Annotated in this window: 16 protein-coding genes; 7 read left to right on the forward strand and 9 right to left on the reverse strand. The window is 72.2% G+C overall.

Annotated elements, in window-relative coordinates; all coding sequences use genetic code 11:
- Positions 1-15: 15 nt before the first annotated feature.
- Positions 16-3,114, forward strand: coding sequence for a glycoside hydrolase family 2 TIM barrel-domain containing protein (locus LE548_RS16375; RefSeq protein ID WP_225097583.1), 3,099 nt, complete (start codon positions 16-18; stop codon positions 3,112-3,114).
- A gap of 33 nt (positions 3,115-3,147) precedes the next feature.
- On the opposite strand, the gene LE548_RS16380 is transcribed toward LE548_RS16375, so the two are convergent.
- Positions 3,148-3,336, reverse strand: a complete 189-nt coding sequence (locus LE548_RS16380; protein WP_225097584.1) for a hypothetical protein — start codon at positions 3,334-3,336, stop codon at positions 3,148-3,150.
- A gap of 11 nt (positions 3,337-3,347) precedes the next feature.
- Positions 3,348-3,857 (reverse strand): methylated-DNA--[protein]-cysteine S-methyltransferase, encoded by a 510-nt coding sequence (locus LE548_RS16385; RefSeq protein ID WP_225097585.1) that lies wholly within the window; start codon positions 3,855-3,857, stop codon positions 3,348-3,350.
- Positions 3,858-4,041: 184 nt separating this feature from the next.
- Between LE548_RS16385 and LE548_RS16390 the strand changes: the two genes are divergently transcribed.
- From LE548_RS16390 to LE548_RS16400, 3 genes are all read left to right on the forward strand, one after another.
- Positions 4,042-4,281 carry a hypothetical protein gene (locus LE548_RS16390; protein ID WP_225097586.1) on the forward strand — a complete coding sequence of 80 codons (240 nt, stop codon included), beginning with the start codon at positions 4,042-4,044 and terminating at the stop codon, positions 4,279-4,281.
- Between the two features lie 3 nt (positions 4,282-4,284).
- The gene (locus LE548_RS16395) at positions 4,285-4,662 is read left to right on the forward strand and encodes a toxin Doc (RefSeq protein WP_067044164.1); all 378 of its coding nucleotides are present in this window, start codon (positions 4,285-4,287) and stop codon (positions 4,660-4,662) included.
- Positions 4,663-5,182: 520 nt separating this feature from the next.
- Positions 5,183-6,898, forward strand: a complete 1,716-nt coding sequence (locus tag LE548_RS16400) for an RICIN domain-containing protein (protein WP_225097587.1) — start codon at positions 5,183-5,185, stop codon at positions 6,896-6,898.
- 43 nt (positions 6,899-6,941) lie between these two features.
- Here the strand turns inward: LE548_RS16400 and LE548_RS16405 are convergent, their stop codons facing one another.
- The gene (locus tag LE548_RS16405) at positions 6,942-8,111 is read right to left on the reverse strand and encodes a lactate 2-monooxygenase (protein WP_225097588.1); all 1,170 of its coding nucleotides are present in this window, start codon (positions 8,109-8,111) and stop codon (positions 6,942-6,944) included.
- Positions 8,112-8,503: 392 nt separating this feature from the next.
- On the opposite strand from LE548_RS16405, the gene LE548_RS16410 reads away from it, so the two are divergent.
- Entirely contained in the window at positions 8,504-8,938 is a 435-nt protein-coding gene (locus tag LE548_RS16410) for a subtilase-type protease inhibitor (protein WP_225097589.1), read from the forward strand.
- Positions 8,939-9,319: 381 nt separating this feature from the next.
- Here the strand turns inward: LE548_RS16410 and LE548_RS16415 are convergent, their stop codons facing one another.
- Entirely contained in the window at positions 9,320-10,834 is a 1,515-nt protein-coding gene (locus LE548_RS16415; protein ID WP_225097590.1) for an MFS transporter, read from the reverse strand.
- 226 nt (positions 10,835-11,060) lie between these two features.
- On the opposite strand from LE548_RS16415, the gene LE548_RS16420 reads away from it, so the two are divergent.
- Positions 11,061-11,879, forward strand: a complete 819-nt coding sequence (locus tag LE548_RS16420) for a ribonuclease BN (RefSeq protein WP_225097591.1) — start codon at positions 11,061-11,063, stop codon at positions 11,877-11,879.
- Between the two features lie 2 nt (positions 11,880-11,881).
- Here LE548_RS16420 and LE548_RS16425 read toward each other — a convergent pair whose 3' ends face one another.
- The 5 genes from LE548_RS16425 to LE548_RS16445 form a co-directional block, all read right to left on the reverse strand.
- A complete protein-coding gene (locus LE548_RS16425) occupies positions 11,882-14,716 on the reverse strand; it encodes an NHLP bacteriocin export ABC transporter permease/ATPase subunit (protein WP_225097592.1) in 2,835 nt (944 codons plus the stop codon).
- Between the two features lies 1 nt (position 14,717).
- Entirely contained in the window at positions 14,718-16,952 is a 2,235-nt protein-coding gene (locus LE548_RS16430; protein WP_308030184.1) for an NHLP family bacteriocin export ABC transporter peptidase/permease/ATPase subunit, read from the reverse strand.
- Positions 16,949-17,752, reverse strand: a complete 804-nt coding sequence (locus LE548_RS16435; RefSeq protein ID WP_225097593.1) for an HlyD family efflux transporter periplasmic adaptor subunit — start codon at positions 17,750-17,752, stop codon at positions 16,949-16,951. The genes LE548_RS16430 and LE548_RS16435 overlap by 4 nt, the downstream gene beginning before the upstream one ends.
- A 108-nt stretch (positions 17,753-17,860) precedes the next feature.
- Positions 17,861-18,076 (reverse strand): type A2 lantipeptide, encoded by a 216-nt coding sequence (locus LE548_RS16440; RefSeq protein ID WP_225097594.1) that lies wholly within the window; start codon positions 18,074-18,076, stop codon positions 17,861-17,863.
- Between the two features lie 454 nt (positions 18,077-18,530).
- On the reverse strand, positions 18,531-18,944 hold the full coding sequence (locus LE548_RS16445; protein ID WP_225097595.1) for a PaaI family thioesterase: 414 nt from the start codon (positions 18,942-18,944) through the stop codon (positions 18,531-18,533).
- A gap of 199 nt (positions 18,945-19,143) precedes the next feature.
- On the opposite strand from LE548_RS16445, the gene LE548_RS16450 reads away from it, so the two are divergent.
- Positions 19,144-20,613 carry a S1 family peptidase gene (locus LE548_RS16450; protein ID WP_225097779.1) on the forward strand — a complete coding sequence of 490 codons (1,470 nt, stop codon included), beginning with the start codon at positions 19,144-19,146 and terminating at the stop codon, positions 20,611-20,613.
- The last annotated feature ends 35 nt before the right edge of the window (positions 20,614-20,648 follow it).

Consider the following 20,648-nt stretch of genomic DNA (forward strand, 5'->3'; position numbering starts at 1 on the left):
TGAGGGAGAGCCGCCATGACGGTCACGCGCCGAGCGGTACTGGTCGCAGCCACGGCAACGCCCGCGGCCGGAGCACTGCTGAACACCACGGCGGCTCCGGCCGCCCTCGCCGCCGACGCGCCCCCGGGCCCCGGCGGCCGCCACACCGTGCCGCTGCGGGACGGCTGGCGCTTCGCGCTGGTCAACCCGGGCGGCATCACCGACCCGACCGGCGCCTACGGCCGAGCCGCCGATGCCGGGTACGACGACTCGGCCTGGCGCGAGGTCGCCGTGCCGCACGACTGGAGCATCGAGCAGACCCCCAGCACCGACAACGGCACCACCAGCGGCACCGGCTTCCTGCCCGGCGGCCTCGGCTGGTACCGGCTCGCTTTCACCCTGCCGCCCGGGTACGCCGGCAAGCGGATCTCGGTGGAGTTCGACGGCGTCTACATGGACTCCTACGTCTACTGCAACGGCACGGAAGTCGGCCACCACCCCTACGGCTACACCGGCTTCGCCCTCGATCTCACCGGCCTCGTGCACACCGACGGCAGCACGCCGAACGTCCTCGCGGTCAAGGTGCAGAACCGGCTGCCGAGCAGCCGCTGGTACTCCGGCAGCGGCATCTACCGGGAGGCCCGCCTCGTGATCACCGAGCCGGTGCACGTGGCCCGCTGGGGCACCTGTGTCACCACCCCGCGGATCTCGGCCGACAGCGCCCTGGTCCGGGTGGCGACGACCGTGCTGAACGAGTCCGGCACCGGCACCGACGTCCAGGTCCTGTCCCGGATCGTCGGCCCCGACGGCCGTACCGTCGCCCGCGCCGCCACCACGGTCGCCGTGTCCGATCAGGCCACCGAGACCCACGAACTGACCGTCCCCGAGCCGCGGCTGTGGGACTTCGACACCCCCGGCAACCGGTACACCCTGCACACCGAACTGCGGGCCGGCGGCCGCACCACCGACACCTTCCGCACGCCCTTCGGCATCCGCGCCTACCGCTTCGACCCCGACGAGGGCTTCTCCCTCAACGGCACCTACACCAAGATCAAGGGCGTCGACCTCCACCACGACCAGGGCGCCCTCGGCGCGGCGATCAGCCTCGACGCGGTCCGCAGACAGATGCGGATCATGAAGTCGATGGGCGTCAACGCCTTCCGCACCTCGCACAACCCACCCTCGCCGCAGATGATCCAGGTCTGCGAGGAACTGGGCATCGTGATGATGGTCGAGGCCTTCGACTGCTGGCGGACCGGGAAGACGACGTACGACTACGGCCGGTTCTTCGACGAGTGGTGCGAGAAGGACGCCACCGAGATGGTACTCGCCGCCCGCAACTCACCGGCTGTCGTCCTGTGGTCCATAGGCAACGAGATCCCCGACTCCACCTCCACGGCCGGGCTCGCCATGGCCGACCGGATCATAGGCGCGATCAAGGCCGCCGACGGCACCCGCCCGGTGGTGATCGGGTCCAACAAGTACCACGGTGTGCCCGCCACCGGCTCGCCGGCCGACCTGATGCTCGCCAAGCTCGACGGCCTCGGCCTCAACTACAACACCGCGAAGTCGGTCGACGCCCTGCACGCGAAGTACCCGCACCTGTTCCTCTTCGAGTCCGAGTCCTCCTCGGAGACCTCGACCCGCGGCGCCTACCAGGAGCCCGAGCACCTCAACACCGGCGAGAACCACACCCCCGGCCGGCGGGAGACCTCCTCCTACGACAACAACCTCGCCTCCTGGACGATGAGCGGCGAGTACGGCCACAAGAAGGACCGGGACCGCAGGTGGTTCGCGGGCCAGTTCCTGTGGTCCGGCATCGACTACATCGGCGAGCCCACCCCGTACGACGTCTTCCCGGTCAAGGCGTCCTTCTTCGGCGCGGTGGACACCGCCGGCTTCCCGAAGGACATGTACCACCTCTTCCGGAGCCAGTGGACGGCCGAGCCGATGGTCCATCTGCTGCCGATGACCTGGAACCACGAGGAGGGCGACACGGTCGAGGTCTGGGCGTACGCCAACGTGCCCTCCGTCGAGCTGTTCCTCAACGGAAGGTCCCTCGGGGTACGGGAGTTCGACGCCAAGAAGACCACCGACGGCCGCGCCTATCTGGAGACCACCGAGGCCACCGGCGACGACAAGACCTTCACCGACGGCCCCTACCCGGGCAGTTACACCAGCCCCAACGGCAGCGCGGGCAAACTCCACCTGACCTGGAAAGTGCCGTACCAGCCGGGCGAGTTGCGGGCGGTGGCCCGGCGAGACGGCAGGATCGTCGCCACCGATGTACTGCGCACCGCCGGGGACCCGCGCGCCGTACGCCTCACCGCCGACCGCGACTCCCTTGCCGCCGACGGCCGTTCGCTGGTCTTCGTCACCGCCGACATCGTCGACGCGCGCGGAGTGGTGGTGCCGGACGCCGAGCACCTCATCACCTTCGACGTCCGCGGCGGTTCGCTCGCCGGGGTCGACAACGGCCGAGAGGAGAGTGCCGAGCGCTACCAGGCGAGCACCCGCACCGCGTTCCACGGCAAGGCCCTCGCCATCGTCCGCTCCGGCACCGATCCCGGCGAGCTGAAGGTCACCGCGCGCGTGGACGGGCTGCGCACGGGCACGGTGAGCGTGCGTGCGACGGCGGCACGCGAGGTGTCCCGCACCCCGGCGGCCGGTTTCCGGCCGGATCACCCCGAGCCGCTCGACCACCCGTACGCGGACGCCAGTTACTCCGGACGCGAGGACACACTCCCTGCCGCCATGCTCGACGGCGATCCGGCCACCGGCTGGTCCAACGCCTTCACCAAGTCGGCCACCGCGCTGCTGCCCGCCTTCGGCGGAGCCCGTGCGACGGACTGGGTGTCCGTCGACGCCGGGCGGATCCGGACCTTCGACTGGGTGGCGGTCTCCTTCACGGTGGACGCCGGCCACACGCTGCCCGCACGGGCCGAGGTGGCGGTGTGGGACGGCCGCGCCTATGTGCCGGTGACCGGCGCGAAGACGCAGTGGGCCACCGGCTCGGACAGCCCGACCGTGATCACCTTCGACGCGGTGCGCGGCTCGCGGCTGCGGCTGACGCTCACGAGCGCCTACCCGGGCGAGGCGAAGGGGGCGGTGCGCATCAGCCGCCTCGACGTGTAGCGGGGGTACGACGGTCCGGGCGGGGTTCTCGTATCACTCCCCGTCACTCCCCGTCAGTCCCGCCCGGACCTGCCGGTCGTACAGGGCGGCCGGCTGGGCGCACTCCGCGGGCGTCGGCAGCGGGCCGGTGGGCGCGCCGCCGTGCTCGTCCAGCTCGGCCGCGAGCGCGGCCCAGCCCGTGCCGGCCACCCGGCGCCGGGCCTCCGTCTGGGTGAAGCGCATGCCCGCCTCCCTCACACCAGCGCCGGCTGCAGCGCGCCCTCGTGCGTCAGCAGCCACACCTTGTTCTCGACACCGCCCGCGTACCCGCGCATCGAGCCGTCCGCGCCGATCACCCGGTGGCAGGGGCGGACGAGGAGCACCGGGTTGGCGCCGAGGGCCCGGCCGACCGCGCGCAGTTCGCTGCGCGGCACGCCCAGCCGGGTGGCCAGCTCGCCGTACGTGGTCGTCGTGCCGTAGGGGATGTCGTCCAGGGCCCGCCACACCGCCCGCTGGAATGCCGTACCCGTCGGCGCGAGCGGCAGGTCGAAGCGGATTCGGCGGCGCGCGAAGTAGGCGTCCAGCTGCCGGTGCGCCTCGGCGAACGGTGCGTCGTCGCGGTCCTCGGCGCGTACCGTGGGCGCGCCGCGCTGTCCGGGCAGGGTCAGCGAGGTGAGCGTGACGCCGGCCCCTGAAACCGTGCCGGTCAGCAGCAGGTCGCCCAGCGGGCTCGGGTGGACGGTGTGGACGGTGCGCGTGTTCATCGCCGCTCCTTCCGTTTCCTTCGGTCGTTTTCGTTCCCTGCCTTCCACTGCCGAGTCTGCTGCGCCGGGCGCCTGGGGACCGGCGGGAATCGGACATCGCCCTCGGGCCTCGAAGGTACCGTGCGGTATAGCGTCTGACCTGGTGGTATTTACGGGTAAGTACCCTCGCGGTACCGTGAGGGGCATGCCAGCTCTCAATGTGGAGTTCAGCGACCGGGAACTAGAGGACCTGCGGCAGATCGCCAAGGAGCGCGGTACGTCGATGAAGGCCCTCGTGCGCGAGGCCGCCGCCGCCGACATCGCCCGGCACCGGGCGCTGCAGGAGGGCGCCCAGGCCTTCCGGCAGTTCTTCGCCGCGCACGCCGAGGAGTTCGCGGCCGCCTTTCCCGACGACGAGCCCCCGGCGAAGGACGAGGCCGCCTGAGCGATGCCCTCCGTCATCCATATCGACGTCCCCTGGCTGCTCCAGCGCCATGAGGAGGTCCTGCCCGACCAGCCCTCGGTCGACGACTTCTCCGCACTGGTCGCCGCCGTCGCCCGGCACCGCGTGGACCCGCCCCGGCTCGGCGTGGACTCCGACCCCGCCTGGCGGGCCGCCGCCCTGCTGCACACCCTCGCCGTGCTCAAGCCGCTGCCCGCCGCCAACGCCCGTTTCGCCTGCGCGACCGCCGTGGCCTACATGTTCGTCAGCGGCGTCGGCATCGACCCGCCCTACGGCGCCCTCGTCGACCTCGCCCGCGACCTGATCTCCGGCAAGGCGGACGTGTACGGCGCGGCCGACCGGCTGCGTTCCTGGCAGATCTGAGAGGCGGGTGGCGCCGGTCCGCACCCGCCCCGGCCGGCAGGGGGAAGCCCGCCGGGGCCGCCGGCCGAGGGCAGGAGGAAGGGGGCCGGCGGCCCATCTCGCACGGGAGAGCTTCCCCCAGTTCCCGACTTCGGTCGAACCGGGGGACCCCCACCCCGTGCGGGGCCTTCCGAGAGGGCCGGCCCCAGTCCACCACGGGGCGGCACGGGCCCGGAACGCGCGCGGCCGGATGGTGTGTGCGCACGGTTCACACGGGGTGCTCGGTCCACCGAATACCGATGGCCGGCCAACGGTGGGGACGGCGTAATTCCTGACTTTCCTTCAAACCGGTCGAGTTGTGCGGGCGCCTTGTTGCTCGTGTGGAAGTTGTGCAAGGGTTGACGCGCCCGTGCGGGGGGTAAAGTCCGGGGTTCTTCCGGCAGTTGCGGATCGTTCACCGGCCGAGGACCGGAGAATTCCCCTCCCCGTGCGCGCCCCTGAGATACGCAACGACGCATCACGCACCAAAGGAACCCGCTCAGTGCCCACCCCCCACCCTCCTCGTCCCCCCTATCCGCCGCCCGGCGGAGATCCCGGGGAACCGGACGAGTTGCTCGCCGGTCCGCTGCGGGCCGGCTCCGACGCGGAAGGCTCGCGGTCCACCGCCCTGCTGATGGCCCGGCACTGGCAGCCGGCGCACGAGTACGCGGTCATCTGCCTGGCCATGCCCGGGCCCCTCGCCCACATGGTCACCGCCACCGCCTTCCACCAGGTCCTCGGCCGTCTCGCGCTCGGCGAACCCGCCGAGGCACTGCGGCCCCGCCTGCTGGTCACCGTCCGCGACACGGTCGTCAACTGGTCCGGCACCGACCGGATCACCGCCGTACTGCCCGGACTCGGCAAGCCCGCCGGGGGCCGCGGTATGCGCGCCGCCAAGACGCTCATACCGGAGAACCGAGCCCTGTCCGACCGCTCCTTCCACGCCCTTCCCCGGCTGGAGCAGGCGCTGCTGTGGCACACCGAGGTCGAGGCCGAGCCGGTCACCGTGCCCGCCGCGCTGCTCGGCCTGGACGCCGACAGCGCGACGGCCGCGCTGGAGCAGGCGCGGGACAAGTTCCGCGAAGGCCTGGTCCGCGCCCACCGGGAACTCGCCCCCGGCAAGGACTGCCGCTACTACAACCGCCTGCTCGACGTCCCGATCCGCCGGGGCGGTGCCCTGCTGCCCGACGTCCAGGAACATCTGGCCGCCTGTGCCTACTGCCGGCACGCCGCCGAGCAACTCGGCCACGCCGACGCGGCCCTGGGCGTGCTGCTCGCCGAGGCCGTGCTCGGCTGGGGTGCCCGCCGCTACCTCGACTCCCGCCCCGGCCGCCGCCCCGGTCCCGCCCGCGGCGGCTCCCGGCGCTCCGGCGGCCGGCGGCGCGGCGGAGACAAGCCCGGGCTGTTCGCGCGCGCCACCGGGAGCGGCTCCGCGGGGCGCGGCGACGGGCACGGCCGGGTGTCCCGCGGCCGGCGGCGCGGCGGCGACGAGCCCGGACCGCTCGCCCGGATCCCGGCGGCCGTACTGCGCGCACCCGTCACCGCGCTGTCGTCCCGGACGCTGCTCACCGGCGTCGGCGTGGCCTCGGCCGGGCTGCTCGCGACCGTGCTGGCGATCAGCATGTGGCCGGACGGCGGCGACGGCACCGACCCGGTCGCCTCCACCAGCGCCGTTCCCGGCGGCCCGTCCGCGCCCACCTCCGCCACCGCCCCCGGTACCGCCGGTCTGCCCACGTCCGGACGGCCCGCCCGGCTACGCAACGCCGACGCCGACCTGTGCCTGGACGTCAAGGGCACCCCGCGCGCCGGGGCGGGTGCGGTGCTGGCCGTGTGCTCCTCGGCGGCCACCCAGCAGTGGACGTACGACGCCGACGGGCTGCTGCGCAGCGCGGCCGGTCCGGACCTGTGCCTGGACTCGCACGCCGACGCCGGGGTGGTGATCCTCGGCAGCTGCGCCGGTGCGGGCTCCGCGCGGGCGAACGACGTGCGCTACGACCGCAGCGCCGAGGGCGAGTTGCTGCCCCGCTGGGACCGCACCCTCGCCCTCGCCGCCGCGGGCGCCACCCCGGGCGCCGACCTCGTCGTCAAGGTCCGGGACCACTCGGCCGGCCAGCGCTGGGTCACCGACGCGCCGGCGGCGAGCCCCGGCTCCCTGTCCATCGCGGGAACGGGCGGGCCGTCCCCGCAGCCGGCCGGGCTGCCGGAGAAGGACACCTGAGACACCGCCGGTGGCGGGCCGACCGCCACCGGCCACGGCAGGCTCAGACAGGCTCCTCGACGAGGTCGGCCGCCGACACCGTCCCCGGGGCGCGGTGCCCGGACAGCGCGAGCGTGAGGTCGAACTCGGCGAGCAGACACCGGATGACGTGCTCCACGCCCGCCTGGCCGTCCAGCCCGAGCCCGTAGACGTACGGCCGGCCGACCAGCACCGCCCGCGCGCCCAGGGCCAGCGCCTTGAACACGTCGTCGCCGGTGCGCACCCCGCTGTCGAACAGCACCGTCAGCCGGTCGCCGACCGCGTCCGCGACCCGGGGCAGTGCGTCGGCCGCGGCGACCGAGCCGGCCACCTGCCGGCCGCCGTGGTTGGAGACCACCACGCCGTCCATCCCGGCGTCGGCGGCCTGCCGGGCGTCGTCCGGGTGCAGCACACCCTTGAGGAGGATCGGACCGTCCCAGTGCGCGCGCAGGAAGGCCAGGTCCGGCCAGGTCTTGCCCGGATCCCCGAACAGCCCGAGGAAGCGCAGCACCGCCGCGTTCGGATCCTCCTCCACGGACCGCTCCAGCCCCGCCCGGAAGGCCGGGTCGGTGAAGTAGTTGGCGGTGCCCACCCCGTGCAGGAACGGCAGATACGCCTGGTCCAGGTCGCGGGGCCGCCACGCCAGCAGCTGGGTGTCCAGGGTGACGACCAGCACCGAGAACCCGGCCGCCTTCGCCCGGTCGAGGAAACTCCGGGTCACCTCGCGGTCCTTGCCCCAGTACAGCTGGAACCACCGCTCGGCGTCCCCCATCGCCTCGGCCACCCGCTCCATCGGCGTGCTCGACGCCGACGACAGGATGTACGGCACGCCCTGCGCGGCGGCGGCCCGGGCGGCGGCCAGTTCGGCGTCCGGATGCATGATGCCCAGCACGCCGACGGGTGCCAGCGCCAGCGGCGCCGGCAGGGAGCGCCCGAGCACCTCGACGGACAGCTCCCGCTCGCCGACGTCCCGCAGCATGCGGGGCACGATCCGGCGCCGGGCGAGCGCGGCCCGGTTGGCGCGGGCCGTGCTCCCGTCGCCCGCACTGCCCGCCACATACCCCATCGGGCCCGGGGCGAGCCGGTGTTCGGCCAGCTCCTCCAACCGGGTCAGATCGGTGGGCAGACGCGGCACGGCACCCGTCATCCCGTTCAGATAGATCTCGTACTGGAAGTCGGCCCAGTGCTTCGCCATCCGGTCGTCCGCCTCTCGTCGCTGAGGAGCTGAGGAGCTGAGGAGCTGAGGAGCTGAGCGTGCGTGCAGACCGACGATACGTGATCACTTCATGAACACAAGGAGTCATGAAGGGGCTTGAAGGGGGCAAGGTCGGAATGTTTCAGGACGATTAACGAGGCGCTGATTTCCGGCCATTGAATCGCTTAGACCGGGCGGAACCCGCTCTGTTCCTGGGTCACGGTGTGCGAATTCCGTGACATCACGCCACTGATTCAACACGAAAGGTTACCGAAATCCATGCGTTGGATGTGTGTTTCCCCGGTGGACTCGGCAGAGTGGCGCTCGCCGCTCCGGCGCCCCACCTGGGCCCGGGCCGGCACCTCGTCTGTTCGAGCGGAAGGATGCACACAATGCGGAACACCGCGCGCTGGGCAGCGGCCCTCGGCCTCACGGCCGCCGCCGTCTGCGGACCCCTGGCCGGGGCCGCCGTCGCTGCGCCGGGCGTCGCCCCGTCGTCGCTCTACGCCCCCTCGGCGCTGGTCCTCACCGTGGGCCACGGCAACGACGCGGCCACGGCCACCCCCGAGCGCGCCGTCACCCTCGCCTGCGAGCCCACGCCCTCCGGCACCCACCCCGATGCGGCCCGAGCCTGCGCCGAACTGCGCGGCACCGGCGGGGACTTCAACGCGCTGCGGCCGGCCGAGGGCGTGTGGTGCTCCAAGCTGTACGACCCGGTCGTCGTCACCGTCCAGGGCGTCTGGCAGGGCCAACGCGTCTCCTACGACCGGACCTTCGGCAACGCCTGCATGAAGGACTCCGTGGGCGACGGCGTCTTCTCCTTCTAGGAGTTCGCCGTCCAGGACCGGGATCGCCCGGCCCCGTACGCGCCGGAACAGGTCCGTGACTGGGGAGTGCGGCCACTGCGGCGGGGGACGAGCGATCTCGCACCGGGACCGACGGGCGGAGTGGGGCCGCCCGCCGGCTTCCGGGCACACAGCCGCTCCCCGGGGAAGGCCCGTGGGGGGCCCGACCCGGGGAGCGGCGAAAAAACACCGGTTTCAACCGATGCCGTCCGCCCTGTGCCGATGACTCGTGTCGGACGCCGGGACGCGGCGGGCACACAGAGCGACACGGCGCAGCCGTCCCGCGGGGACCGCCGCCGTGACGGGCCGAGGGGCCGCCGTCTCCCTGCTGACGGCGGCCCCTCGGGCTCATGGTTCCGGCGGTCACATGTGGACGACCGGAGCGGCTCCCGCGTCCTGCTGCGGCACCCCGCGCCGGTAGAGCAGGAAGGCGATCAGCGCGCCTGCCGCGAAGAGGCCCGCGGACCACCAGAAGGCGGTCGTGTAGCTCTCGATGGTCGCCTGCGCCTGCACCAGTTTGCTGGTGGCGTCCTTGCCGGACAGGTAGTTCGCGGCGGCCGTCGAGGCGAGGGTGTTCAGCAGCGCCGTTCCGATCGAACCGCCCACCTGCTGCATGGCGTTGACGGTGGCGGAGGCCACGCCCGCGTCCTCCGCCGCGACCCCGCCGGTGGCCAGCTGCATGGCCGTCGGCATGACCAGGCCGAGGCCGACGCCGATCACGATCAGCTGGGGCAGCACCGCGCTCGCGTAGTGCGCGCCGAGGCTGATGCCGGTCAGCCAGGCCATGCCGGCCGCGGCGATCGCGAAGCCCAGCGGGATGACCGCCTTCGGGCCGATCCGGGGCAGCAGCATGGTGCTGCCGGCCTGCGCGGTCACCATCAGCGCGCCGACCATCGGCAGGAACGCCACGCCCGTCTTCGTGGGGCTGAAGCCGAGGTTGAGCTGGAGGTAGTAGGTCAGGAAGAGGAACACGCCGAACATGCCCGCGCCGCTGATCAGCACCGCGAGGTAGGAGGCGGCGCGGTTGCGGTCCAGCAGGATGCGCAGCGGCAGCAGCGGGTGCGCGGTCCGGGTCTGCCACCAGGCGAAGGCGGCGAGCAGCAGACCGCCGGCGATCAGGAAGCCCCAGGTGAGCGGCGAACCCCAGTCGTGCGTCTCGGCGTTGGAGAAGCCGTAGACCAGGGCGAACAGTCCGGCGGCGACCAGGACCGTGCCCGGCACGTCGAGCTTGGCGCCGGCGGCGTCACGGTGGTTGCTCAGCAGGAGCCAGCCGCCCGCGAAGGCGACGACGGCGATGGCCACGTTCACGTACAGGGTCCAGCGCCAGTCGAACGCGTCGGTCAGCACACCGCCGAGCAGCAGGCCCACCGCGCCGCCGGCGCCGGCGATCGCGCCGTACACGCTGAAGGCGCGGGCCCGCTCCCGGGCGTCCGTGAAGGTGGTGTTGAGCAGCGACAGCGCGGCGGGCGCGAGCAGGGCGCCGAAGGCTCCCTGGAGGGCGCGGGCGATCACCAGCATGGTGAAGCCGTTCGCGGCGCCGCCGAGCGCGGAGGCTCCGGCGAAGCCGACGACACCGACGAGGAAGGCGGGCTTGCGGCCGAAGAGGTCGGCGATGCGTCCGCCGAGCAGCAGCAAGGAGGCGAAGGCCAGCGCGTACGCCGTCACGATCCACTGCCGGCTGCCGTCGGAGAAGCCGAGGTCGGTCTGGGCGGACGGCAGGGCGATGTTCACGATCGTGGCGTCGAGGACGACCATCAGCTGCGCGACGGCGACGACCGCGAGGATCCACCACCGCTTCGCCGGGGCCGCGCTCACTTCGGCCTTGTCGATCGCCTCGGCTCCGGCGCGGGAGCCCTCGGCCAGGGTCTTCTGGGACATGAACCACTCCAGGGAAGTCGTCCGGGGTGCGGAAGTGAACGGCACATAAACGAAACTGTTTCGTACACATCGAGCGTAGAATACTTTCAGCGAAACGGCAACGTTTCGCTGGATTCCATGGAGTGCCCCGGCCGGGTGTGCCACGGCGGCGGCGAGTTGCCCGGAGCGCGCCAGGATGGATGAATCGCCTCAGGAGAGCGTGGCGGCAGCGAGCCCGGGAGGAGCCGTGAAGCGGTGGCGGCGCGGCCTGCACCGCGCCTGGGAGTGGCTCAGGGTGCGGGCCCTGATCGAGCACGGCCGGGAGCTGGAACTGATGCACCGGGCCATGGGATTCGCCACGCTCGCCCTGGTGACGCTGGCACCGCTGCTGATCGTGGTCGCTGCCGCCGACCCCCTGGCGCGGGGCGGTTTCGCCTCCTGGCTCACCGACGGCATGGGTTTGTCCGGGACGTCCGCCCACGCGCTCACCGACGTCATCAGCCCGCCGCGCAACGTCGTCGGCACGACCAGCGCCTTCGGCCTCGTCCTGCTCGGCGTGTTCGGCGTGACCTTCGGCGGCAGTGTGCAGAACGCCTACGAGCGGATCTGGGGCGTGGCCGCCGGACCCTGGCACCGGTTGTGGCGGCAGGCGACCTGGCTGCTGGTGCTCACCGCCTACCTCTACCAGGAGGCGGCCACGAAGGCCGCAGTGCCCGGCAGCCAGCGGGTCGTGCTGTCAGCCGTGACGGGCGTGGTCTTCTTCTGGTGGGGGCAGCGCTTCCTGCTGGGCGGCCAGGTCCACTGGCGTTCCCTGCTGCCGGGCGCCGTCGCCACCGTCCTCGGCCTGGTCGGCCTGCGCGCGTTCTCCTACCTCGTCTTCACCCCGCTGATCGTCACCAACGCGCTCAGCTACGGCGCCGTCGGCACCGTCCTCGTGGTCGAGTCCTGGCTGATCGGCGTCGGGTTCGTCATCTACGGCGGTGCCCTGTTCGGCCGCTGGTTCGTCGAGCACCACTGGCTTCCGTCCCACCACCAGCTGCCCGAGGACGAGTGCGAGGAGCCCTAGCCCTAGGCCAGCTGCCTGCGCACCAGCTCGTGCAGCCGGCCGCCGGTGTCGGCGAGCAGCTCGGCCGGGTTGCCCTGCTGGACGACCTTGCCGTCCTCCATCACGATCACCCGGTCGGCGTCCAGGACGGTCGAGAGCCGGTGCGCGATGACGATGCGGGTGGCGTTCAGCTTGCGGGTGCTGTCGATGACGATGCGCTGGGTGTCGTTGTCCAGGGCGCTGGTGGCCTCGTCGAAGAAGAGGATGCGCGGGCGCCGGATCAGGGCCTGGGCGATCATCAGGCGCTGGCGCTGGCCGCCGGAGATCGCGCCGCCCGCCGCCACGATGGTGTGCAGGCCCATCGGCATCCGCTTGATGTCCTCCGCGAGCCCCGCCATCTCGGCCGCCGCCATCGCCTCCTCCGGCGTGTACGGCTCGGTGCCGCAGATCACGTCCAGGATGGAGCCGGTGAAGGGCTGGGCGTGCTGGAGGACCACTCCGCACTGCCGGCGCACCGCCGACTGGTCGAGCGCCGCCAGGTCCTGGCCGTCGTACAGGACGCTGCCGGAGACCGGCTTGTCGAAGCCGATCAGCAGCCGCAGCAGGGTGGACTTGCCGCAGCCGCTCGGGCCGACGACCGCGACGAACTCGCCCGGCCGGACGGCGAAGGACACGTCGTCGAGGACGAGCGGGCCGTCGTCGGCGTACCGGAAGGACAGGCGCCGGGCCTCCAGCGCACCCGACAGCGGGCCCGGCCGGGTGCTCGACGTGCGCACCTCGGGCATCGCCTCGAAGACCGGCTTGATCTCCTCGAACAGCGGCAGCGCGGCCACCGCGGAGACGAAGGAGCCGGTCAGCTGGGTGACCGAGGTCAGCACCATCGTCACCGAGGTGTTGAAGGTGAGGAAGTCCGCCGCCGACATCGCGCCCTTCGCCGGGCCCGCCAGCAGCATGAACATCAGCAGCGTGACGATCGGCAGATAGACCGCGCCCAGCACCGTCGTGAGGTTCTTGATCCGGCCGACCTTCTGCTGCAGCTCCCGGCTGCGCGCGAATTCCCGCGCCCAGGCGGCGTACGCGTAGTTCTCGGCCGCCGCCACCCGCAGCTTGGGCAGGCCGCGCAGGGTCTGGAAGGCTTGGTTGTTCAGCTTGTTGCCGAGTGTCACCAGCCGCCGCTGCCAGCGCACCTGCCACAGTCCGAGGCCGAGGAACACGGCCGCGATGACGACGAGCATGCCGAGCGCCGCCAGCGCCAGCGCCGGGCTGTACCAGAACAGCATGCCGAGGTTCATCGCGCCGACCGTCACCGACTGCGCGACGACCGGGCCGACGCCCGCCAGCAGCCGGCGGATCGCGCTGATGCCCATCGCGGCGCTGGCCAGCTCACCGGTGGAGCGCTGGGTGAAGAACCGGGTGGGCAGCCGCAGCAGCCGGTCCCAGACGGCGGGCTGGAGCGCCGCTTCGATACGGCCCTCCAGGCGCAGAATGGACAGGTTCTCCAGCAGCGTGAACGCCGCCGCCACCACCCCGCTCACCATCACGGCCAGGCACACCTGGGCGATCAGGCCTGCTTGCGCCTTCGGCACGTACTCGCCGAGCACCTTGCCGGTCGCGACCGGCACCAGCGCGCCGATCGCCACCGTCACCAGCCCCGCGAGCAGCAGGTTGAGCAGATCGCCGCGGGTGCCCTGGAGGCTGAACCGCAGCAGACCGAGCGGCGTGAGCGCCTTGTCCGGCAGCGGCCGGTAGAACATCACCCCGCGCGGCTCGAACTCCTCCGCGTTCGCCTTCTCGACCGGCGTCTCGCGCCCGGTGCCCGGATGGACGGCCACATAGCCGCCGCGCCGCCACAGCAGCGCGACCGGCGCCCCGGACAGCGCCCGGTGCCCGACCAGCGGGCCCACGTTCTCCCGCCACCAGCGCCCCTGGAGCCGTACGGTCCGGGTGCGTACCCGGGAGGCGAGGGCGACCCGCTCCACCGGGTCGAGGCGTTCGCTCTCGGTGCCGCTCTGCGCGGGCTCGGCGAGCTTGATCTCGGCCGCCTCGGCGACCAGCTTGCAGGCCGCGTACCCGGCATCCGCGTCGGCGGCCGTGGTCCGGCGGGCCGAGCGCTTGCCGATGGAGGCGAGCAGCGTCCGGTCGGCCTGGGCGCGGATCTCCTCACCGGCCTTGATACCGGCGGCCGCGCGGGTCTCGTGGGTGCGCTCCAGCTGCTCGATCCACCGGTCCAGCGCGGTCAGCAGCCGGTACTGCTGGTCCACCATCGACTGCCACAGCGCCGGGTCCATCAGCAGATCGGCGGCGGCCTCCGCGCCGTAGAGCGAGCCGTACTGCACGCTGCCCGGCGGGACCTGCATCCAGAACACGTCGTCGTCGGTGGGCGCCTGGGAGCGGTCCTCGGCCATCGGGGCCTGGAACAGGACGGACAGGCCGCGGCCGACGCCGAGCGCGACCGCGTACTCCAGCGGGCTGGTGGCGGGCGGGACGTACTGCGGGTTGCCGTACTCGTCGTACGACCAGGTCTGGGTGTTGGCGGGCTGGTACAGCTCGCGCAGGCTGATCCGGTGCAGCACGCAGTCGCGCACCGGGCGGGCCACCAGGGTGTGCTGGGGCCCCGCGACCGGGCCGAGCAGCAGCGTGCCCGCCTCCAGCCGGCCGAGGTGGTGCCAGTGGCCCTGCTGGGCGGCGTCCACCGCGAACAGGTCCAGGGCGCCGGCCGCGACCAGCCACAGCACCTGCGGGCCTTCCAGGTCGACGCGGTTGAAGCCGGCACAGTCGATGCGGGTGCCCATGGACCCCAGCGCGCCGAGCACGAGGTCGCCGTCGTATCCCTCGTATCCCTCCTGGACCGTCGTCATCTCACCGCTCCCTGACCAGCGCCGCGTACGTGCCGCCGTGCGCCACCAGTTCCTCGTGCCGGCCGCGTTCGACGACCGTGCCGTGCTGGAGCACCACGATCTCGTCGCTGTCGCGGACCGTGCTCAGCCGGTGGGCGATCACCACACAGGCACAGCCGCGCCGGCGCAGGTTGTCCATCACGATCAGCTCGGTCTCCGCGTCCAGCGCGCTCGTCACCTCGTCCAGCACGAGGATGCTCGGCCGGCGCACCAGCGCCCGCGCGATCTCCAGGCGCTGGCGCTGGCCGCCGGAGAAGTTGTGGCCGTCCTGCTCGACCGTGCTGTGAATGCCGCCGGGCCGGCGCATGACGACGTCGTACAGGGCCGCGTCCTTCAGCGCCTCCACCACGGCCTCGTCCGGGATCGACGGATCCCACAGGGCCACGTTGTCGCGGACCGAGCCCTCGAAGAGGAACACGTCCTGGTCGACGAAGGAGACGGAGGAGGCCAGCGCCCCGCGCGGAATGTCCTCCAGCCGGCGGCCGTCGATCCGGATCACGCCGTCCCACGGGGCGTACAGGCCCGAGATCAGCCGGGACACCGTCGACTTGCCGCTGCCCGAGCCGCCGACCAGCGCGACCTGCTGCCCCGGACCCACGGTCAGGTCGAAGCCGCTGAGCAGTGGCTTGTCCAGCGGGCTGTAGCCGAAGGTGACGTTCTCCAGCTCGACGTGCCCCTGGAGCCGGCGTGTGGAGTCGGCGCCGCCGGGGCGGGCGTAGAGCGGGTCGGCCTGGAAGTTCTCCACGTCCTTCAGCCGGGCCACGTCGGCGGCGAAGTCCTGGATGCGGCCCGCGACGCCGTTGAGCCGGGTGAGCGGGGCGGTGAAGCGGGCCACCAGCGCCTGGAACGCGACCAGCAGACCGACCGAGATGTGCCCCTCGACCGCCCGGAGCCCGCCGATCCACAGGATCAGCGCGCTGTTGAACGTGGCCAGCGTCGGCGCGACCACCCCGAGCCACGCGCTCGGCACCCCGAGCCGCTGTTCCTCTTCCAGGGTGGTGGCGTGCTGCCCGGCCCACTTGCGGAAGTAGCCGTCCTCGCCGCCGGTCGCCTTCATCGTCTCGATCAGCTGAAGGCCGGTGTACGAGGTGTTGGTGAGCCGTGCCGTGTCCGCGCGCAGCTTCGCCGTACGCGTCGCGCGCAGCCGTACGACCAGCCGCATGGCGACCACGTTGAGCAGGGCCACGCCGATGCCGACGAAGGTCAGCTGCGGGTCGTAGCTGTAGAGGAGCACGGCGTACAGGACGACGACGATCGCGTCCACGCCGGCCGCCGCGAGGTCGCGGGCCAGGGTCTCGGCGACCTGGTCGTTGGACTGCAGGCGCTGCACCAGGTCGGCGGGGGAGCGCTGGGCGAAGAACGTGACCGGCAGCCGCAGCAGATGGCGCAGGAAGCGGGCGCTGGACAGGGTGGAGGAGATGATCCGGCCGTGCAGCAGATTGGCCTGCTGGAGCCAGGTCAGCACCAGGGTGAGCAGCACACAGGTGCCCATCGACGCGAACAGCGTGCCGAGCAGCGAGGTCCGGCCGCCGATGAGGAACATGTCGATGTAGGTGCGGCTGAGCGCGGGCACGGCGGCGCCGACCGCGACCAGCAGCAGGCTGGCCAGGACGGCGGCGGGCAGGGTGCCCGCGGTGCCGCGCAGCCGGGCCGGCATCGCGCCGAGCACGCCCGGTTTGCGTCCGCCCTTGCTGAAGCCGTCGCCGGGCTCCAGCACCAGCACCACACCGGTGAAGCTGCCGTCGAACTCCTCCATGGGCACGAACCGGCGGCCCTTGGCTGGGTCGTTGATGTACACCCCGCGCCGGCCGAAGCGGCGGCCCATGCCGTCGAAGACGACGTAGTGGTTGAACTCCCAGAAGAGGATGGCCGGTGCCGCGACGTCCGCGAGGGCGGCCAGGTCCATCTGCATGCCCTTGGCCGTCAGGCCGTAACTGCGGGCGGCCTTCAGGAGGTTGGAGGCGCGCGAGCCGTCGCGGGAGACACCGCAGGCGATGCGCAGCTCCTCCAGCGGGACGTGCCGGCCGTAGTGGCCGAGGACCATCGCGAGGGAGGCGGCGCCGCACTCGACGGCCTCCATCTGGAGCACGGTGGGGGTACGGACCGTGCCGCCGCGGGGCTTGGGGACCGGCCGCTTGGCCGGGGCGGCCCGTCTGCGGCCGCGGGTGTTCGGGCCATTTCCCGTCTGGGTGCTCACGGCAGCAGCCAATCGATCGGACGCTGGTCGGCCAGCTTGACCGAGGCGGAGGCGAGGGTCATCGAGTCGAGCCCGAACGGCGGCCCGTCGGAGGTGGACCAGCGGTAGCCGCTCTTCGTCGCCGACGTGTCCAGCGCGACCGTGACGGCCACCGGGCGGCCGCCCCGGGTGAACTGCTGGCCAAGCTGGCTGTCGCCGAGGAACGCGGCGATCGACTGGGCCGACTGCGCCTCGCGGTCCACCGACTTCACCTCGCCGCGCAGGACGCCGTACGTCTGCGTCGGCACGGAGGACACGGTGAGGTCGACGGAGGCGTGCGCGGGGATGGCGGCGGCGTTCTCGGCGGGGACGTACACGGTCGCGTACAGCGGGTCGGAGGCGTGGGTGACCTTCTCGACGGCGGCGACGTTCGTGCCGGTCTGGATGATCTGCCCGATGGTGGCGGCGAGCGCGGTGACACGGCCCGCGGCGACCGTGCGGACGACCGAATCGCCCTGCGTGGTACGGACCTTGAGGACCGGGGCGTTCGCCGGCAGCTGTTCGCCCTGCTGTGCGAGGACGGCCGTGACCTGGCCGGACACCGGGCTCTGCAGGAGGTAACTGCCCTGCCCGTGCGTGAGGATGGCAGGTGCGCTCACCGTGGAGGCGACCGAACCGGTCACCGCCCAGACGGAGGCCGCCGCCATGACGACGACGGTGACCCCCAGCGCGAGCCAGCCCTGGGGACGGGCCAGGCGCACCGGAAGGTCCAGCTCTTCCGGCGACTGGAGCTTGGCGAGGGCCTGTTGGCGGAATTGCACGGGACTTCCCTCACCCGAGGACAGACAGCGTGACGACTACAGACGCGGGCACCCGAGAGTCCCGGAGCGGGGAAACGGCTCCGGGACTTCGGTGACACCTGGGTGCGATCAGAGACCGGCGACCAGGTTGGTGACCGGCGCGACGTTCAGGCCGGTGACACCCTCGGCGGTGCCGATGACGGTGTTGACCAGGCCGGAAACCGGGGCGATGCCGTTGACGGCGCCGGTCACGGTGTTGAGGGTGTTCACGGAAAGACCGCCGGAGACGTTGTCCAGCTCGGCGTCCGAGATCTCGGTGGTCTCAACCTGGGGGGTGGAGTTCATGATGGAACTTCCCTTCCTGATGGATATTTCACAAGGGGGGAGCGGCCCCCTCTGGGGACAGACGGACGGCCGCGACCGCGGGCGGCCGGCTCCCATGGCCCGGGAGCCCGCAGCGACCCTGCGGTGCGATGGATCAAAGCACGCACGCGGGGCGGGCTTCCAATCAACCAACACGCTCACCTGGGCACTTGGCCGCGGAACGGGCTCATCCGTGCAGGCGTGCGCACGGCTTGTCGGCGACTCCTTCACAAGCCGCGCGGCATCGCCGCGTCCCGCCCCTTGTGCCGCGACCGGCGAATCCGGCACTCCGCGCCAAACGTGTGGCCGGGGGCGCGCGGTTGTGCAGATCCACTGTCGGCGGTGACCCGTCTGGGTATTCGATGTGGAGATTCCCTGAAGCCGGGATTCCGCTCAGCGTCGGGAACAGACCGTTACTGATCAGTAGCGGACCGTGTCAGCCCGGAATCGCATACACCGTGCTCGCCCGGGCGGCAGGCAGGCCCGAGCCGGCATCGCTCAGTGTGATGTCCGCGAACGCCGTCCGGCGGCCCAGCTTCGTCAGGACCGCTTCGATCAGGACATCCGCACCGGTCACCGGCCGCAGGAACGACGTCGACTGCTGCACCGTCGTCATCGGCACGAAGGCACCCCGCGCGGCCGACACCGCGAGCACCGTCGCCGTGTCGGCGGCCGCCATCAGCGCCTGCCCCGACAGCCCGCCACCCTCCCGGGCCAGCCGCTCGGACCAGGGCAGACGCAGCACGGCCCGGTCCTCGCCGACGTCCTCGACCAGCAACCCGAGATCCAGCACCCAGGGTGCGAAGTTGGCGGAGAGGATCTTGTCGGCTTCGGCGGTGGTCATCGTCATATGGGGGATTGTTCCCGGCCGCCCGCCGCGACACGCGTCGCGTGGCCGATTCGCCCGCCCCGCGCGGAAGTTGCGCCACCGCTTTGAACACGGCGCGCGCCCGGTGCGTACGTACGGCCATCCAGGCGCCCCGATCCCGAACTGCCGATGAGCGGCAGACCCCCGTCCCCAGGAGGTCGAGAAGTTGAGTCACAAGCGAATGCCCAAGCGCAAGGCCGCGATAGCGGTGGGCGGTGTCGCGGCGCTCGGAGCGGCGGCTCTCCTGCTGCCCAACGCCAACGCCTCCCAGGACAAGAACGACACCAACGCGGCGGGCACCCTCGGCTCCGCCCGGACCCTGAAGGCCTCGCAGGCCTCGGGTCTTTCCGCCCAGCTCCAGAAGATCCTCGGCCAGGCCTTCGCCGGAGCGTACTTCGACAGCGGCAAGCAGCAGCTGGTCGTGAACGTGGTCAACGGCGACAACAACGTGATCGCCCAGGTCAAGAACGCGGGCGCGGTCGTCCGTCAGGTGCAGAACAGCACCAGCGCGCTCAAGGCCGCCGCCGGGACGCTGAAGACCAAGGCGACGATCCCCGGCACCTCCTGGGCCGTCGACCCGCGCACCAACAAGGTCCTCGTCACCGCCGACTCCACCGTCACCGGCGCCAAGTGGAACAGACTGCAGTCGACCGTGCAGAGCCTCGGCTCCGGCATGGCGACGCTGAAGAGGTCCTCCGGCACCTTCAAGACCTTCGTCGCGGGCGGCGACGCCATCTTCGCCCAGACCCAGCAGGGCGGCGTGCGCTGCTCCCTCGGCTTCAACGTCACCGCCGCCGACGGCAGCCCCGCCTTCCTGACGGCCGGTCACTGCGGAGTCGCCGCCAAGGACTGGTCCGACTCCCAGAACGGCCAGCCCATCGCCACCGTCGACCAGGCCAAGTTCCCCGGCAACGACTTCTCGCTCGTCAAGTACAACGACAAGACCACACAGACGTCCAGCACGGTCAATGCCGGCAACGGCCAGACCGTGCAGATCACCCAGGCCGCCGACGCCACCGTCGGCGAGACCGTCTTCCGCATGGGCTCCACCACCGGACTGCACAACGGCCAGGTCACCGGCCTGGACGCCACCGTGAACTTCGCGAGCGAGACCGTCCCGGGCGGCACCGACACCGTCAACGGCCTCATCCAGACCAATGTGTGCGCGGAGGCCGGTGACAGCGGCGGCTCCCTGTTCACCCAGGACGGCGGCGCGGTCGGCCTTACCTCCGGCGGCAGCGGCGACTGCACCAGCGGCGGCGAGACCTTCTTCCAGCCGGTCACCGCCGCCCTCCAGGCCACCGGCGCGACGCTCGGCAACGGCAACGCGGGCAACGGCGGAAACGCCGGCAACGGCAACGCGGGCAACGGTAACGCGGGCAACGGCGCGGGCGACCAGTCCGGCTCCGCCGCGCCGTCGGCCTCGGCGAGCGACCCGGCCGGCGCCGGCGGCGACCAGATCGGCGGCAGCGCCGACCCCTCCGCCTCGGCCACCGACCCCTCCGGCAACGGCGCCGGTGACCAGTCGGGCACGGGCAGCGGCAGCGCCCCGTCCGGTGCCGGCACCGGTGACCAGTCCGGCAACGGCAGCGCTCAGTCCGGCAACGGTTCCGCGCAGGACGGGTCGTCGTCCCTGACCGGCACACGCTGAGCCGAGCGGCTCACCCCGCGCTCCCCGACCGGCCT

The sequence above is a fragment of the Streptomyces sp. CoH27 genome (assembly GCF_020181035.1).
In the GTDB taxonomy this organism is placed as follows: domain Bacteria; phylum Actinomycetota; class Actinomycetes; order Streptomycetales; family Streptomycetaceae; genus Streptomyces; species Streptomyces camelliae.

Excerpts from the sequence above, each read along its gene's own strand:
- LE548_RS16395 (WP_067044164.1), top strand. The coding sequence starts at position 4,285 with ATGCCCTCCGTCATCCATATCGACGTCCCCTGGCTGCTCCAGCGCCAT.
- LE548_RS16440 (WP_225097594.1), bottom strand. The coding sequence starts at position 18,076 with ATGAACTCCACCCCCCAGGTTGAGACCACCGAGATCTCGGACGCCGAG.
- LE548_RS16390 (WP_225097586.1), top strand. The coding sequence starts at position 4,042 with ATGCCAGCTCTCAATGTGGAGTTCAGCGACCGGGAACTAGAGGACCTG.
- LE548_RS16410 (WP_225097589.1), top strand. The coding sequence starts at position 8,504 with ATGCGGAACACCGCGCGCTGGGCAGCGGCCCTCGGCCTCACGGCCGCC.
- LE548_RS16405 (WP_225097588.1), bottom strand. The coding sequence starts at position 8,111 with ATGGCGAAGCACTGGGCCGACTTCCAGTACGAGATCTATCTGAACGGG.
- LE548_RS16375 (WP_225097583.1), top strand. The coding sequence starts at position 16 with ATGACGGTCACGCGCCGAGCGGTACTGGTCGCAGCCACGGCAACGCCC.
- LE548_RS16380 (WP_225097584.1), bottom strand. The coding sequence starts at position 3,336 with ATGCGCTTCACCCAGACGGAGGCCCGGCGCCGGGTGGCCGGCACGGGC.
- LE548_RS16445 (WP_225097595.1), bottom strand. The coding sequence starts at position 18,944 with ATGACGATGACCACCGCCGAAGCCGACAAGATCCTCTCCGCCAACTTC.
- LE548_RS16450 (WP_225097779.1), top strand. The coding sequence starts at position 19,144 with ATGCCCAAGCGCAAGGCCGCGATAGCGGTGGGCGGTGTCGCGGCGCTC.
- LE548_RS16385 (WP_225097585.1), bottom strand. The coding sequence starts at position 3,857 with ATGAACACGCGCACCGTCCACACCGTCCACCCGAGCCCGCTGGGCGAC.
- LE548_RS16415 (WP_225097590.1), bottom strand. The coding sequence starts at position 10,834 with ATGTCCCAGAAGACCCTGGCCGAGGGCTCCCGCGCCGGAGCCGAGGCG.
- LE548_RS16425 (WP_225097592.1), bottom strand. The coding sequence starts at position 14,716 with ATGACGACGGTCCAGGAGGGATACGAGGGATACGACGGCGACCTCGTG.